At 56.5% G+C, this 14,990-nt stretch carries 13 protein-coding genes; 5 read left to right on the top strand and 8 right to left on the bottom strand.

Annotated features, from left to right (window positions below; all coding sequences use genetic code 11):
- Positions 1–164 precede the first annotated feature (164 nt).
- On the top strand, positions 165–1,133 hold the full coding sequence (locus I6E42_RS05350) for a LysR family transcriptional regulator (protein WP_235370902.1): 969 nt from the start codon (positions 165–167) through the stop codon (positions 1,131–1,133).
- Positions 1,134–1,476: 343 nt separating this feature from the next.
- Complete coding sequence (locus I6E42_RS05345; RefSeq protein WP_235370901.1) at positions 1,477–1,821, top strand: hypothetical protein; 345 nt, start codon at positions 1,477–1,479, stop codon at positions 1,819–1,821.
- Between the two features lie 144 nt (positions 1,822–1,965).
- Here I6E42_RS05345 and I6E42_RS05340 read toward each other — a convergent pair whose 3' ends face one another.
- The gene (locus tag I6E42_RS05340) at positions 1,966–3,381 is read right to left on the bottom strand and encodes an amidohydrolase (RefSeq protein WP_235370900.1); all 1,416 of its coding nucleotides are present in this window, start codon (positions 3,379–3,381) and stop codon (positions 1,966–1,968) included.
- A 33-nt stretch (positions 3,382–3,414) separates the two neighbouring features.
- The gene (locus I6E42_RS05335) at positions 3,415–4,806 is read right to left on the bottom strand and encodes a sodium/glutamate symporter (RefSeq protein ID WP_235370899.1); all 1,392 of its coding nucleotides are present in this window, start codon (positions 4,804–4,806) and stop codon (positions 3,415–3,417) included.
- Positions 4,807–5,101: 295 nt separating this feature from the next.
- Here I6E42_RS05335 and I6E42_RS05330 point away from each other — a divergent pair, with 295 nt between their 5' ends.
- The 3 genes from I6E42_RS05330 (at position 5,102) to I6E42_RS05320 (ending at position 9,250) form a co-directional block, all read left to right on the top strand.
- On the top strand, positions 5,102–5,785 hold the full coding sequence (locus tag I6E42_RS05330; RefSeq protein WP_235370898.1) for a DUF554 domain-containing protein: 684 nt from the start codon (positions 5,102–5,104) through the stop codon (positions 5,783–5,785).
- 72 nt (positions 5,786–5,857) lie between these two features.
- Positions 5,858–6,451 (top strand): TetR/AcrR family transcriptional regulator, encoded by a 594-nt coding sequence (locus I6E42_RS05325; protein WP_235370897.1) that lies wholly within the window; start codon positions 5,858–5,860, stop codon positions 6,449–6,451.
- 297 nt (positions 6,452–6,748) lie between these two features.
- On the top strand, positions 6,749–9,250 hold the full coding sequence (locus I6E42_RS05320; protein WP_235370896.1) for an S-layer homology domain-containing protein: 2,502 nt from the start codon (positions 6,749–6,751) through the stop codon (positions 9,248–9,250).
- 84 nt (positions 9,251–9,334) lie between these two features.
- Here I6E42_RS05320 and I6E42_RS05315 read toward each other — a convergent pair whose 3' ends face one another.
- The 6 genes from I6E42_RS05315 to I6E42_RS05290 all read right to left on the bottom strand — a co-directional run bounded on the left by I6E42_RS05315 (position 9,335) and on the right by I6E42_RS05290 (position 14,852).
- Positions 9,335–9,766, bottom strand: a complete 432-nt coding sequence (locus I6E42_RS05315; protein WP_235370895.1) for a hypothetical protein — start codon at positions 9,764–9,766, stop codon at positions 9,335–9,337.
- A gap of 453 nt (positions 9,767–10,219) precedes the next feature.
- On the bottom strand, positions 10,220–11,041 hold the full coding sequence (locus tag I6E42_RS05310; protein WP_235370894.1) for a putative hydro-lyase: 822 nt from the start codon (positions 11,039–11,041) through the stop codon (positions 10,220–10,222).
- An 18-nt stretch (positions 11,042–11,059) separates the two neighbouring features.
- On the bottom strand, positions 11,060–12,004 hold the full coding sequence (locus I6E42_RS05305) for a 5-oxoprolinase subunit C family protein (RefSeq protein WP_235370893.1): 945 nt from the start codon (positions 12,002–12,004) through the stop codon (positions 11,060–11,062).
- Positions 12,001–12,738, bottom strand: coding sequence for a 5-oxoprolinase subunit PxpB (pxpB, locus tag I6E42_RS05300; protein ID WP_235370892.1), 738 nt, complete (start codon positions 12,736–12,738; stop codon positions 12,001–12,003). The genes I6E42_RS05305 and pxpB overlap by 4 nt, the downstream gene beginning before the upstream one ends.
- Positions 12,739–12,813: 75 nt before the next feature.
- Complete coding sequence (locus tag I6E42_RS05295) at positions 12,814–14,052, bottom strand: NRAMP family divalent metal transporter (RefSeq protein WP_235370891.1); 1,239 nt, start codon at positions 14,050–14,052, stop codon at positions 12,814–12,816.
- Between the two features lie 32 nt (positions 14,053–14,084).
- Positions 14,085–14,852 carry a LamB/YcsF family protein gene (locus I6E42_RS05290; RefSeq protein ID WP_235370890.1) on the bottom strand — a complete coding sequence of 256 codons (768 nt, stop codon included), beginning with the start codon at positions 14,850–14,852 and terminating at the stop codon, positions 14,085–14,087.
- Between the last annotated feature and the right edge of the window lie 138 nt (positions 14,853–14,990).

The raw sequence follows: 14,990 nt of genomic DNA, 5'->3' as shown, positions 1-14,990 counted from the left end.
AAGATAAAATCGGCAGGAAGGATGCAGCGTATGCTTTCTTGTCCATCTTGCTTCTTGCGTTTTTGTTGAAGCCAGTATAATATAGAATTATCCACAAGGCAAACAGCGTTTTTTTAGCCAATCCACAAAGAAAATTTGTGGATTAGCGCATGGGAGGGAACGTTATGGATATTATAAGCCTGTACTATTTTAAAGAAGTGGCAAAGGATCTCCACATCACAAAAACGGCAAATCGCCTGTACATTTCTCAGCAGACGCTCAGCAATCATATCCAGCGGCTTGAGGAGTATTTTGGCGCCCAGCTGCTCAACCGGAAACCGAAGCTCTCCCTGACCTATGCCGGGGAATTTGTGCTGTCCTTCGCGGATGTGGTGATCAAGGAACAGACCAATCTGATCGACATCCTTTCTGATGTGGAACGCAACGAACGGGGCATCATTCGCTTTGGCGCCAGCAGTATGCGAATGAACATGCTGCCGTTTCTGCTTCCGGCTTTTACGGAACGCTATCCCAATGTGGAACTGCGCCTGACCAGTGTCATCTCGCGTACGCTGGAGCCGATGGTGGCCAACGGGGAACTGGATTTTGCCATTGTGACCTCGGATAAGAGCAATAGTGACCTGATACAGGAAGATTTGATGGAGGACCAGATCTATTTGTGCGTCAAGGACTCGTTGCTGCGGGAATACTACGGGGATGAGGCAGAGGAAATCAAGGGGAGATCCCTTCAGGGGGCTTGTGTCAGCGATTTTGCCAAACTGCCCTTTTGTATCTTCTCCAATAACATGGGACAACGGATCCACGCCTGTTTCGAAGAAGAAAATGTTACGCCCAAAATACGGCTGAACACCACCTACACGCAGGTCTGTACAACGGTTGGCTTCCAGGGGCTGGTCGCTTTCTTTGCGTCTCAGGTCAATCTTACCAAACGCCAAGCGGAGATCCCACCGGATATGAATATTTTTCCGCTGCTCTGCCAAGGGGAACCGATGTATCTCCACCTCTCCCTGCTGCGCCACAAACAACGGTACTTGACTCACTACAGCAAATATTTTTTGGAACTGTTATCCGCCTTCTGTGCCGCTACGGAACAGACCCCTGTTTCTCGGATTGCCAATGGAGAGCATGGTTGAGAGATGGGATGTCGATATCTTATTTTATAGCGCCAACGGCATGTTGGATTTTATGAGATGTGCCGACGCGCAATGCGAGGCGGCTTCCGTCATAGCAGTCATGCACTTCGGTGTGTGGCTGCTTTTCGTTGTTATCATATCATTGTTAATAATAACGTGATTCATATCACACCTTTAGATTATTTTATGAGGTAGAAAGTGGCAAGCTACCGGAATAGAACTTCCTTTAACGGCAAAAATAAACCGGTTGACCCGAAAGACGGCTGGTATTTTTGCCGATAATGTGGTATACTGTACAGCGGTTAGTGTGTTATTTGATTCGATTTATAACGGAGGAGAGCGGATGCGATACACCATCGCCACCAGCGGCAAGGTTTACGCCGTGAATACCGGAGGGGCCGCGCTGGTCTATGAGGACGGGGCGCTGAAAACCATCCGTCAGCTCACCTCCGTCTCCCTGGACAGCCTCACCGGCCTGAGCGCCCTGTCCGGAAACCAGCAGTATCAGCTGGATGAAAACGTGCAGGTGCTGCTGAAAGACGCCTCCGAACAGGAATACTACGCCACCACGCTGTCCCAGATCAACGCCTCCGATTACCGGTTGACGGGGTGGTACGACCCCTTCGGATACCCCGCCGGCGGGCGCATCCGCATCCTCGTGGCCGAGGAAAGGCAGGGCGCGGAATAACTCTTTGGTATCTCTGCGGGATGCGATTTGGTCTCCCTGATGTTGGAAACCTTTGATTTCTGGATAACTTTCATTTTTTAAACAACTGTATGCAATACAAAACCCCGCCTTTCAAAATGAAAGGCGGGGTTTTATTTGACCTCTTTAATTCGTTCTGGGATGTACATCGTCGGGAATGGGACAGACGTAGGGCTGCCCACTCATTCGGTTTTTCAGTTCGTCTTTGGCTTGCGCAATGATTTCGGGGTGTGTAAAGAGCTGAAGCGCGGTATCTGCTAAGATTTGGGAGGCGTACAGAGTGCCGTGGAGAGCGAACGCGGAGGTGCCCTGTGCCACCCATTGCCAGGAATGAGGTTGTGTTCCCATGGCGAAGCAGGCCGTTTGCAGCTGGACCAGAGGGACGAGACAGCTTACGTCTCCCATATCGGAGGAAGCGCAGACCAGGGATTCCTGAGCGCTGAAAGGCAGGATAAATTCGCCGTCCGGGTGATCTTGGACTAACGCCTTACGGGTCTCCGCCAAATAATCAGGCGGGAGCTGCCCGGGGTCGTTGGCCACGATTTCAGCGGGCATTGTGGCGCTGAACTGCTTTACGTAATCCCGCTCCGCTTCGGAGTGAACCGGGACCCCCAGCTGGCTCATACAGTCATGGAACAGTTTCGCGATGGTGTGGTTGGGGACCACTTGGGAACAAGCCTTATCAAATTCCACATCCACTGTGGTTTCCGTCATCAGAGCCGCGCCCTGGGCGATTTTACATACCCGGTTATAAAGTGCTCTGGCACCCGGGGCGGTTTTGGAACGGATGAGATACAAAACTTCGGCATGAGATTGTACCACGTTGGGTGAATGGCCGCCGGTATCGGTCACCGCGTAATGGACCCGGTCAGTCATTTCCATATGTTCCCGCATGTAGTTCACGCCTACGTTCATCAGTTCCACAGCATCAAGAGCGCTGCGGCCCAGATGTGGCGCGGCGCCTGCGTGGGCGCTGGTTCCGTGAAAGCGGAAATACGCCTGTACGTTTGCCAGCATGCTGCCAGTCATGACTGCGTTCATGGTGCTGGGATGCCAAGTTAGGGCGATATCTACATCATCGAACAGTCCGTCCCGGGCCATGAATACCTTACCGGAGCCGCCCTCCTCGCCGGGACATCCGAAAATCTTGATTGTTCCGGAAAGATGATGCTCCTGGTAATAGTCCTTCAACACCAGAGCCGCGCCGATTACACCGGTACCCAGAAGATTGTGCCCACAGCCATGGCCTTTGGTAGTTTCAGGGCGGGGGGACGGGTGACAGACGTCCGCTTGCTGGCTCAACCCGTCCAAGGCATCATATTCTGCCAACAGTGCGATCACTGGCTTCCCGCTGCCCAATGTAGCGATATAGGCAGTATCAATACCTGCGACGCCCTGTTCGATCTGATAGCCGGCGCTTTCCAAAACGGTCAGCTGGGCGGCGACAGACTGCCGCTCCTCAAACCTGGTTTCCGCACTGGACCAGATCGTCTGATTCAACCCACATAAAACATCCCGATACTGCTCTATATGCATGGACATAGTATGCTTCCTCCAAATAATTGTAGTCGCCGATTACAGTTCGTGGTTTGCGCTCAGCTTTTTGCCGACCAGGACCCAGAGCAGGACAGAGCAGATGAGCCACACAAACAGCTGCGCCACAGACTGACCAAACATAACAGCCGTACCCCAGGTGGCGATGATGGTGGCGTAGATGGGCATCAGGATCTGGGTGATAACGCCGGCAAAGGTGTAGGCGATGCTGTAGTTGTTGAGCGCCTCCGTCTTGTTGTCGGGGTCACAGATGCGAAGCAAAAGCACGCCGGTCAGGAAAACGCCGGTGCCTTGACCAAAGACGGCGATCATGTGCTCGAACCACTCTTTGTGAAACATTTTGCGCGCAAACAGGACCAGCACGAGAATGGTGCCTACCATGCCGACAACAGCCATGGCCAGCATGGGGATCAGATAGGCGGAAACGGCTTTGATGTTCAGGCTGGATACTGCGGCAATTACAGCAAAGTCGGTCATGGAGCCGGCAACTTTGCCTTTCACCTTCGCATCCACCAGGAAGTCCAGCTTGAGCCGCTTAATGATCCACCAGACCAGGAACATCAGCAGCATGGCGTAAGCCCATACGCTGATGCCAGACAAAATGGAGTTGTTCAGCTTCTTGACCATGATCTGGAGGAAGTAGGCCATACCGCAGACGGTCAGAATCAGAGCCAGGTGAAAAGCATAGGCGTCCACGGAGGCGGACATGGTGGTCTCGCGGCCCATGGAGGGCTGCTTCTCAGCATCTTTCACATAACCGATTTTCAGTTCGGCGGGGATCATACCGGGCTTGTCCAGGCAGGCGGTTTGGTTGCGGCGGGCGGCCCAGTTGATGAGGGCGATGCCGATCAAAATGCCGCCCACCAGACCGATGGTTGCCATGGTAGTAGCCACGCCCTGGGCGACTTCCCAGTTGGGATCGCCCACGCTCTGCAGCAGGCTGGCCAGCAGTCCGGCGGTGCCGTGACCGCCCACATAGCCCATATTCAGTTCCCAACCAAAGGCGTCATAGAGGGGATAACCGAAGGCGCGGAAGACCAGATTGATGCCAAAACCGATGGTGAGCTGGGCGGCGGTCAGCAGGCACATCAGCAGCAGCATCTGGCCGATGCGGTAGTTACGGGCTTTGGAACCGCCGGAGCTGAATTTGGTGCCAAGGGGGCCTGCGGCGACAATGGGAATAATTAAAACACCGGGCAGCGCGGAATACGCGCTCATCCAAGTGTCGGGAATCTTCAAAATGTTCAACACGTGAGGGCCGAAAATGAGCAGCAAAAAGCCGCCAATCACAGAGGCAGGAAGGAAGGTGTTTTGGAAAATTTTGATTTTCGCCCGAAGAAAGGTGCCAATCAGCAGGAATACACTGAGCAGAGCCAGAGCCTTTAACAATTCTACCATATCAGCGCTTGTCATAGTGTTCTCTCCTTTACATTTGTGTACGGGATGTCACACACTTATCTACCCTTGGATATGGACAGAGAGACTTCGTTGCCTTTCTGGTGTGTGGCAAGAAGAAAATTGATTGAACGTTCAATTTGTATTTAACATACCACAGCGAACATAACTTGTCAATATCTATGAAATTATTTATTTTTGAAAGTTTAAATCAAAAAATGCAAGTAAAAATAAAAATAATAAAGTTTGACAAAGCAATCAATTTATGGTAATAATAAGACGAAAGAATATTTTTGTGTTGGGGAGAGCGTATATGTCTGCCTATCTGGTACTTGGCTGTAATATTTTAGCGGTCCTGAGTGGAACGGCGGGAGGATGTCTATTGCGCAGATATATTTCTCCCGTGCTTCGGGACAATTCCATGACCTATTTCTCTGTCATTTCCGCGGCTTTGGGCATTCAGATGTTGAGCCGGGTATCCCATTTTGCCGCAGTAGTATTGGCGTTCTTGCTCGGAGGGATCGTGGGCCACTGTCTGAAAATCGACCGGAGGGTATACTCTTTGGCGGAGAAAGTGCAGGACAATGGGCAGGGAGACACGGCAAAGACGCTTTTGGTGGCCTTTACCTTGTTCTGCATCAGCACCGCGGGAATATTGGGGGCGCTGGATCTGGGGTTTCTGGGTGATCCTACATTGTTGATGACCAAAGCGATCATGGACTTTTTATCCGCGGTATTTTTCGCGGCGAGCTGCGGGTGGATTTTGTCTGTGATTTCGCTTCCCCTTGGGGTGATACTGGTCTGTTTCTATCTCCTGTCTACCATGATTGCGCCCTATTTAAGCGAGGAAATGATCGGCAACTTTTCGGCCTGCGGAGGGCTGATTCAATTGGTCAACGCTCTGCGGATCGCAAAGCTAAAAGATCCGCCTGTGCTGGACCTGATTCCGGGCTTGCTTTTGATTATTCCGATTACGTATTTATGGCCTTTTCATTGACAAAGGTTGTGGCTGGATGTAAAATTATATAGATAGACACAAAAAGTTGACTGTCTATTTAGGAGGTTTGCCATGCAGCCGGAGAACACAAAGTTTATTGAAAAGCGGCAGGTCATTACCCGGGCTGCGCTGGAATGTTTCTCCCGCTATGGCTTTGACTCCACCAGCATAAAGATGATTGCCCAGGAAGCTGGGGCCAAGAGTTCCGCCATTATTTACTATTATTTTAAGGACAAGGACGACCTCCTCTTTGCCTGTATGGAGGACGTCCAGACGCCGAAGGTGCTGGAGATCCCGGAGGATACGCCAGCGGAGGAGTGGTTCGTGCGAATGATGGCGGAATATCTGGATCTGTTGGCTACGCCGGAGTTTAAAAAGCTGATTTTGTGCGCGTACTCTTTGATCGGGCGGAGGCCCGAGTTTCTGGAGGAGATCAATAACCGCTTCCGTGAGCCGCACCGGCTGCGTTTTTATCAGTTCCTGGATGTACAGATCCGAAAAGGAGTCTTGGCGCCGCTTCACTATTGGAGCACATATCAGGAGGCGTTTTACCCGCTGTCCATGCGTGTTTTGGTCTCTGGGGACTGGGCTGATTGGAATCATCAGCCCCATTACATGGAGCAGCTTCATATACGGGCCAAAAGATTTATCAAAGCCTACAGTTAGCAAAATCCTGGGCTGATTTGCGCCGGATGGTAAAGTAATAATAAGAGGAATGGCGTGTGCCATTCCTCTTCCTTTATAATAGAATGAACCGGCCCCGACGCTTTGTTACGGGCTTTGTTACACCTTTGTTACATTTCGGCGTGGCCAATTGACTTTCAAAAATCCATTTGGTATGATAACCAGGAAGTTAGGGGTGTGATCGGAATGCCCCTGGCTATCACCGGAGAGAAGAAAGGTGCAGCAGGTTTCCTGAGGCATTGATCCAACTCCGAACAAATTTTTAAGGAGGAATTCCGAATGAGAAACCTGAAGCGGGCTCTCAGTCTGGCTGTTGCCTCCGTCATGCTGCTCGGCATGATGGTCGTCGGCACCGGCGCGAGCTACAAGGACGTGACTTCCGAGAATCATCAGGAAGCCATCGAAGTGCTCCAGGCCGTCGGCATCATGTCCGGCGACGACAAGGGCAACTTCAATCCTGACCAGAACGTTACCCGTAACGAGATGGCCGTGGTTATGTCCAACCTGATGGACTACCGCGTTGCCAGCTACAAGGGCACCTCTCCCTTCACCGATGTGCCTGAGTGGGCCGAGCCCTTCGTGGCCGCTTGCTACACCAACGGCATCACCGCTGGTTACAGCGCCACCATCTATGGCGGCAATGACACCGTCACCACCGCCCAGGCCGCTCTGATGCTGATGAAGGCTCTGGGTTACTTCCAGTATCAGTCCGACTTCGCCGACGACTGGCAGCTGGCCACCGTCGCTCAGGGCAACAAGATCGACCTGTTCGAGGGTGTTGAGGCTGGCGTCCGCGAGCCCATGACCCGTAACGAGCTGGCTCAGCTGGTTCTGAACACCCTGAAGTCCGGCATGGTCGAGGCTGACGACGACACCATCAAGGTCGTCACCGGCGACACCAAGGTCGAGGCTGGCAAGGTCAACTACGTCTATGTCACCAGCAGCGAGTCCTATGCCAAGGCCATCAAGAAGGTCTCCCCCAACTTCACCACCACTGTCTCCACCTATGGTTACATCGTGGAGCTGGGCGAGAAGCTGTACAAGGGCGACCTGAAGCTGGATGACAGCGATTTTGACGGCTTCAACGCTCCCGCCAACAAGTGGACCTACAAGAGCAGCGAGGTCGGCACCTATGCCGAGGAGGCTGATCTGGTCTTCCAGGGCGAGATCAAGAGCAAGGCTCTGTACAGCGCCGTGGGCAAGACCGCTGCCAAGGAGTACGACTGGGCTGTCTATCTGGACGGCGACTGCTCTCTGGGCACCAAGAAGGACGACAACAACAAGGATGTTGCTTACACTTCCGACGACTTCCAGGCCGCTGTTGTCGCTAACAACGCTGCTGCTCTGAAGAACACCGGCAACGGCACCGTGACCAGCGTCTATCTGGATGACGATAAGGAAGAAGTCGTTGTCACCATCGTGAGAACCTACGCCGCTGAGATCACCAAGGTTGAGGATGAGACCATCACTCTGGATGACGCCAACCTGGAGTTCGACGTCGAGGGCTATGAGGAAGAGGACGTTGTCCTGTACACCAAGTCCTGGGACGGCAACGAGTGGAGCGTTGAGACTGTTCTGGGCGAGGCTACCTATGTTGAGGGTACTGTCGGCCAGGTCAAGGACGTGAACAACGTCATCATCGACGGCACCACCTACAAGTACAACACCACTGTTGATGCTTCCGACAAGATCAAGATCGACTCCTATGATGAGACCGTGGCCTTCTATCTGGACCAGCAGGGCTACATCGTCCTGGTTGACGACGCCATCGAGTCCGGCGACTATGCCTACGTGATCTCCATGGGCAGCGAGAGCGACAAGTACGGCGAGAACGACATCACCGTGTATGCCAAGATGGTTCTGGCTGACGGCTCCATCGTCCGCGTCGAGGTCGATGACGACGATTACGTCAAGGTCAACGGCAAGGAGAACGCTCAGGCTACCATTGATGCCTTCGAGGAGGAGGTCGTTGCTTACACCGTGAACGATGACGGCACCTACTCTCTGACCGTGAAGGCTGATCTGGAGGCTGCTTCCACCCTGAAGATCAAGAAGGGCACCACCGCCATCGTGAACGGCGGCAGCACCCTGGCCTATGGCGATGCCAACACCATCTACCTGTACTGCAACGATTACGACGACGACGAGTACACCGCTTATGTGGGCTACAAGGCCGTTGCCGATATCGAGGGCCAGAGCGGCACTCAGGTCGCTGTGGTTGAGAAGAAGGGCGTTGCCAAGTTCGTCTTCATCACCGGCGCTGCTACCAAGATGTCCGCTGAGGACGTCGTGTTCGTCATCGGCCGCACCGCTGAGAAGCCCATCAAGAGCTCCGTCGGCACCTACTATGAGTACAAGGCCATCGTGAACGGCGAGACCACCACCATCAAGGTGAAGGATACCGCCAACAGCATCGTTGTTGACGCTTGCAAGGGCGTTGACAAGTCCATCCTGACCTTCTACGGCATGACCGTGAACAGCAAGGGTCTGGTCACCGATCTGGAGACCGTTAAGGATGATGCTGATCTGAGCACCACTCAGGTTTACAACGGTGTCAAGCGCGCCTCCAGCTCCGGCCTGATCGGCTTCGCTTACAACGGCAGCGACTACACCAAGTGGCTGGGCGCTGAGGACGACGCCATCGTCGCCTACTATGAGCCCGTGGGCAACAGCCTGTCCGACACCGCCGGCACCAGCTCCCTGGTGACCGATGCTGACGACGTGGCCTATGTTGTCACCTACGAAGGCTCCATCATCGCCATCGTGGTCGTGGATTACTAATCCTTTCTTTGGAATAGGATCCTGATCCAACACTAAATAGTTCAGCCCCCCGGACCTTGGTCCGGGGGGCTGTTCTTTTCTTTCTCAGCGGAAGGCGAAATAAAGGCACGTGCAGCCCTCGGTGTTGAAGCCCACATAGTTGCTGCTGACCGTATTGGTCACCGTGAATCCGGTGCTGGTGCATTGTAATGCGTCAGTATCGATGATGCGGCTGTTGAACAGGGTCTCCAAAAACTGCCCGGTGCCGTTTCCAATCATGAGGCCGTAGTCATAAGAACCCACAGCCGACAGGCTGAGGATGATGACCAGCGAGGGCTGAAAGCCCGTGGTCACAGTGATGGAGTCCCCGCCGTTGCCTGTGTATGTCCCGACCTTCAGGGAGGCGTTGTCCGTGCCGAATTTTTTCGCCAGCGCCGCGTCGATCTTGCTGTTGTCCGCGTTGAATTCCGTCCGCAGTACCTGGTCGCTGGCCGCCCATTGGTTCAGGGCGTAGTTTGCCGTCTGTCCGTTTGCCATGTTGTTTCCTCCTTATGAAATCTCCGGTTTTTCTTCGCCGATTTGGTTTCACCATATCTCTTGTAGGGCCCGGTGCCCTCACCGGGCCGCGCCTCCGGAAAAGACCCGGCGGCGTTGCCTATGCCTGGGCCCCGCGGGCCATTTTGCAGGGGCGCCCCATGTGGCCGCCCGCCTTGTCCCACGTGGGATGATCCGCCTCCCGTGGGGCTTCCCGGCCTCCTCCATGTAGGGCCCGGTGCCCTCACCGGGCCGAACCCGTTCTTCTTCCTCTGTAAATAGCGGAAAAAGGCTGGATGTGGGATGGTTCCGTACAACTTTGACAAAGAAATCTTCACGTCAGAACAATACAAAACGTAATATAAATTCGAAAAATTTCAATCAGGCGTGAAAAAGCCCGGCCCGTTCGAGGAGAGAGCTTCTCAAACGGGCCGGGCGGCGTTGTTTCACGGGCAATTACTTGTGCTTTTTGGCTTCCAGATAGTCGTTCAGTTCGGAGTTGAGGATGTCGGTGATAAACATGTGGCCGGGGGCGTGGGTGATGACGATGGGGGGCTTGGCGTTCTCGACAGCGGCCTGGGGAGTCACGCCGCAGGGCCAGAACACGGGGATCTCCCCTTCGTAGATGTCCACGGCGTCGCCGTAGTCGGGCTTCATCACGTCGGCCACGCCCACCCCGGCGGGATCGCCCATGTGGACGGGAGCCCCGTGGACGTTGGGCATTTTTACCGTGATGTCATAGGCCTTCTGGGCGTTCTCCGGGGTCATGGGCCGCATGGAGCAGACCATGGGGCCCTCGAAGGGGCCGGCCTTCACCGTCTGGATGTTGGTCTTGTACATGGGGACGTTGCGGCCCTGGGCGATATGGCGCACCTCGATGCCCGCGGCCATCAGGGCCTCCTCGAAGGAGAAGGAGCAGCCGATGAGGAAGCCCACATAGCCCTCCTTCCAGTAGTCGGAGGCGTCGGTCAGCTCCTTGGTGAAGATGCCGTTCTCATAGACCCGGTAGCGGGGGATGTCGGTGACGATGTTGCCGCCCTCGCCCATGTCGTGGGTCTCGGGGGTGCCCTTGATGATCTCCAGAATGGGGCAGGGGAAGGGATTGCGCTTGGCGAACTCCTCAAAATCGGCGGCGTACTCCGGGGGCAGGATGACCAGGTTGGCTTGGGCGTAGCCCCGGCACATGCCGGCGGTGGGGAAGTCGATGACCCCCTCCCGGATGAGCTGGCGCACCTGGGACGGTTTCATGTCGATGTAAGGGGTAATGTCAAAAGCCATATGAACGCTCCTCTCCAATCAGCGGTCCACCGATTTCCGCAGCAGCCGCAGAGCTGCCCGCTGGGTGAGCAGGGCGTCCTGGGCGTGGGCGATGGACACCTTTTCAAACCGGACCTTGTCTCCGGCCTTCAGTTGGCCGATGAGCCGGAAGTCGGCGGTGATGACGTTGGCGATCTTGGTGTACCCGCCGGTGGTCTGGCGGTCGGCCAGCATGATGATGGGCTTGCCCGCTGAGGGCACCTGGATGGCGCCGAAGGCGATGCCGTCGGAGATGATGTCGCCGCTCTCCTTGTGCTCGATCACGGCCCCCTCCAGACGGCAGCCCATGCGGTCAAATTCAGGGGTGACGGTGTAGGTCTCGCTGAAGAAGGTTTTAACGCCCGCGTCGGTGAAGGCGTCGTCCTGGGGGCCCATCACCACCCGTACAGTGTAGACATCCCGGGGGACAAACTCGGGGTAGAGGTTCCGGTCCTTCATGTTTTTCAGCTGGGTCCTGGGGGCGCGGAAGCCGATCACGTCGTCCTTGGCCAGCTTGCGGCCTGCCAGACCGCCGATCTTGGCCTTCATGTAGGTGGAGCGGCTGCCCATGACCACCGGGATGTCCAGCCCCCCGGCAAAGGCGATGAAGGCGCGGCAGCCGGTCTTGGGGCCGGTGAACCGCAGAACTTGGCCGGCCTCCACGCTGACGGCGCAGTAGTTGGGGATGGGCTTGCCGTCCAGAGTGGGGCCCAGGTCGCCGCCGGTGATGGCGATGCAGTTGGCGGCGTCAAAACGCAGCTGGGGGCCCAGCATGGTGCACTCCAGCACCGCCTCCCCCTCGTCATTGCCCACCAGGATGTTGGCGATGGAGGTGGCCCGGGGGTCCATCACCCCGGACACGGAGACGCCGAACTGCTGATAACCCACCCGGCCCATGTCCTGCACTGTGGTCAGCAGGCCGGGATTCAATACGGTAATGCTCATTTTCCGCCCTCCTCTCTGGGATAGGTACGGCACACATAGGTCCCCGCCTCGCACTGGGCGGCGATCTGGTCATACTCCTCCTGGCCGATGGACCGGAACTTGATGTACTGTCCGGCCTGGGGCAGAATGGGGGTTTCACGGTTTGGGTCATACATCTTCACCGGGGTCCGGCCGATGAGCTGCCAGCCGCCCGGAGAGTCGATGGGGTATACGCCGGTCTGGCTGCCCGCAATGCCCACGGAGCCGCCGGGGATCTTCACCCGGGGAGTTTTCAGGCGTGGCGTGGCGATCTCATCGCTCATGCCGCCCAGATAGGTGAAGCCGGGGGTGAAGCCCAGCATGTAAATGAGGTACTCGGTAGAGGTGTGGATACGAATGACTTCCTCCGGGGTCTTGCCGTTATGCTGGGCCACGAAGTCCAGGTCGGGCCCCATCTCCCCGCCGTACAGCACGGGGACCTCCAGCACCTCACTGGGGGGGATCTCAATGTGGTCCAGCTGGCCCAGCAGGCCCTGGAGCCGCTTGACCAGGGGGGCGTACTGGATGACTCCGGGGTCGTAGTGGACCATCAGGGAGCGGTAGGTGGGGACCGTCTCCACAATACCGGGGAGCTTGCTGTCGGCAAGGGCGATGTTGAAGGCCCGGATCTTGGCGTTGATCTCCTCGCTGATCTCGTTGCCAAACTCTACCGACAGGGAGGTATCCCCGGTGAGCAGGAATTTTACGTCAGCCATAGAAGGCTCCTTTCTGCGAAGGCCGGCGGGCCCGCCGGGAGACGGGCCCACACGGCTGAATGGATGAGTAAGGATTTAGCCGAACAGCTTCAGAATACCGGGCACCGCCTTGACGCCGGAATACAGGGAAACCGCCACCACGATGCAGCCCAGGACCGTCAGCCAAATGGGGTGCTTGTAGTCGCCCACGATCTTCTTGTTGCGGGAGGCCAGCAGCATGACGCCCAGGGAGACGGGGAGGATCAGGCCGTTGAAGGCGCCGGCGATGATCAGCAGCTGGGCGGCGTTGCCCACGATGACCATCATCAGGGTGGAGAAGGCGATAAAGCCCACCACGAACTGCCGCTCATACTTGCCGATGAAGGGGTGGAGCGTCTTCAGGAAGGAGACGGAGGTAAAGGCCGCGCCCACCACGGAGGAGACGCCGGCGGAGAACAGGCACAGGCCGAACAGGCGGTAGCCCAGGTTGCCGGCGGCCAGACGGAAGGCCTCGGCGGCCGGGTTGCTGGCGGCGATAATGGCGTCGGCGTTGGCGGCGTTCCAGGTGGCGCCGATGGTGCAGGTGCCCAACACGGCCAGGAACAGCAGAATACGGACGGTGCCGGAGGTGCACACGCCCTGGATGACGCTCTTGCGGATGTGGCCCACGTTTTCAGGACCGGAAATACCGGCGTCCAGCAGCCGGTGCGCGCCGGAGAAGGCGATATAGCCGCCGCAGGAGCCGCCCAGCAGAGTGGTCAGCGCCACGAACATGGAGGGGATCTCGTTGAGCTTGGTCAAGCTGGAGGCCACCTCGCCCAGAGGGGGCTGGGAGACCACAGCCACTACCAGCACGGTGATCAGGATCACGCCGGCCAGAATAGTGGCCACCTTATCCATAATGGTCTTGGCGTTTTTATTGACGAAGATGATGATGCCCAGACAGCCGGCGATGACGGCACCTACTTTTTCATTCAGGCCCAGCATGGCGTTAAAGCCCAGGGCAACGCCGCCCACGTTGCCCACGTTGAAGGCCAGGCCGCCGATGGCCACCAAAACAGCCAGGACCACGCCAAGGCCGGGAATGATCTTGTTGGCCACATCCTGGGCGCGCATCCCGGACACGCCCACGATAGACCAGATATTGGATTGGGCGGTAATATCCATCAGGATCGCCAGTACAATAATCATGATCAGGGGCGCGCCGTACTGGGCAGTAAATTTGGAGGTCTGGGTCAAGAAGCCGGGGCCGATGGCGGAAGTTGCCATCAGAAAGGCCGCGCCAAACAGAACGGAGCGGCTGGGCTTTGTTCCGGTGCCAGGTTGATTACTCATAATGTACCTCCCATATTTTGTCCGTATTCCTGTTACACGATCTCTGCGATGGGGGCGATCGTCACGCCCTCAGACTCCAGCTTCGCCCGGATGTTCTTGACGAACTCCACCGCCGAGGGGTTGTCGCCGTGGACACAGATGGAGTGGGCGTCGATGGAGACCTCCTCGCCGGTGATGGCGGTCACCTTGCCCTCGGTGACCATGCGGATGGTCCGGGCAATGGCCGCGTCCTTGTCGTGGATGACAGCGCCGGGCTTGCTCCGGGGGACCAGGGAGCCGTCGGCCTGGTAGGCCCGGTCGGCGAAGACCTCGCTGGCCACCCGCAGGCCCAGCTGCTTTCCGGCCTCCAGCATCTTGCTGCCCGCCAGCCCCATGAGGATGATGTCTTTGTCCACCTCGGCGATGGCCTCGGCGATGGCTATGGCCAGGTCCATGTCCTTGGCGGCCATGTTGTACATGGCTCCGTGGGGTTTGCAGTGCTGGACCTTTACGCCGTTGGAGGCGGCAAAGGCCATCATGGCGCCCAACTGGTACTTCACATAGGCTTTGACCTCCTTGGGAGAGCAGGCCATGTTCCGCCGGCCGAAGCCGATCAGGTCCGGATAGCCCGGGTGGGCACCCACGGCCACCCCCGCGGCCTTGGCCGCGGCAATGGTCTTATCCATCACCAGGGGATCGCCGGCATGGTAGCCGCAGGCTACGTTGGCCGAGGAGATGTGGGCGATGACCGCTTCGTCCATGCCGATGGTATAGGCGCCGAAGCTCTCGCCCAGGTCGCTGTTCAGATCTACTTTGTACATAGAAACTCCCTCCTCAAAAAAGAATCTCACCTAATGATATAAGCAATCCCCGTGCCAATATTCCGAAGTCACGATTTTTATCGATTTAGCTGGCTAAAACCCTGGCGCCCGGGCATTTTCGCAACTTTTTTGGAAAGA

This window comes from Pseudoflavonifractor phocaeensis, from assembly GCF_021531815.1.
In the GTDB taxonomy this organism is placed as follows: Bacteria; Bacillota; Clostridia; order Oscillospirales; family Oscillospiraceae; genus Lawsonibacter; species Lawsonibacter phocaeensis_A.
The sequence above is the reverse complement of the archived record's forward strand: the minus strand, read 5'-3'. Positions and strand labels throughout refer to the sequence as shown.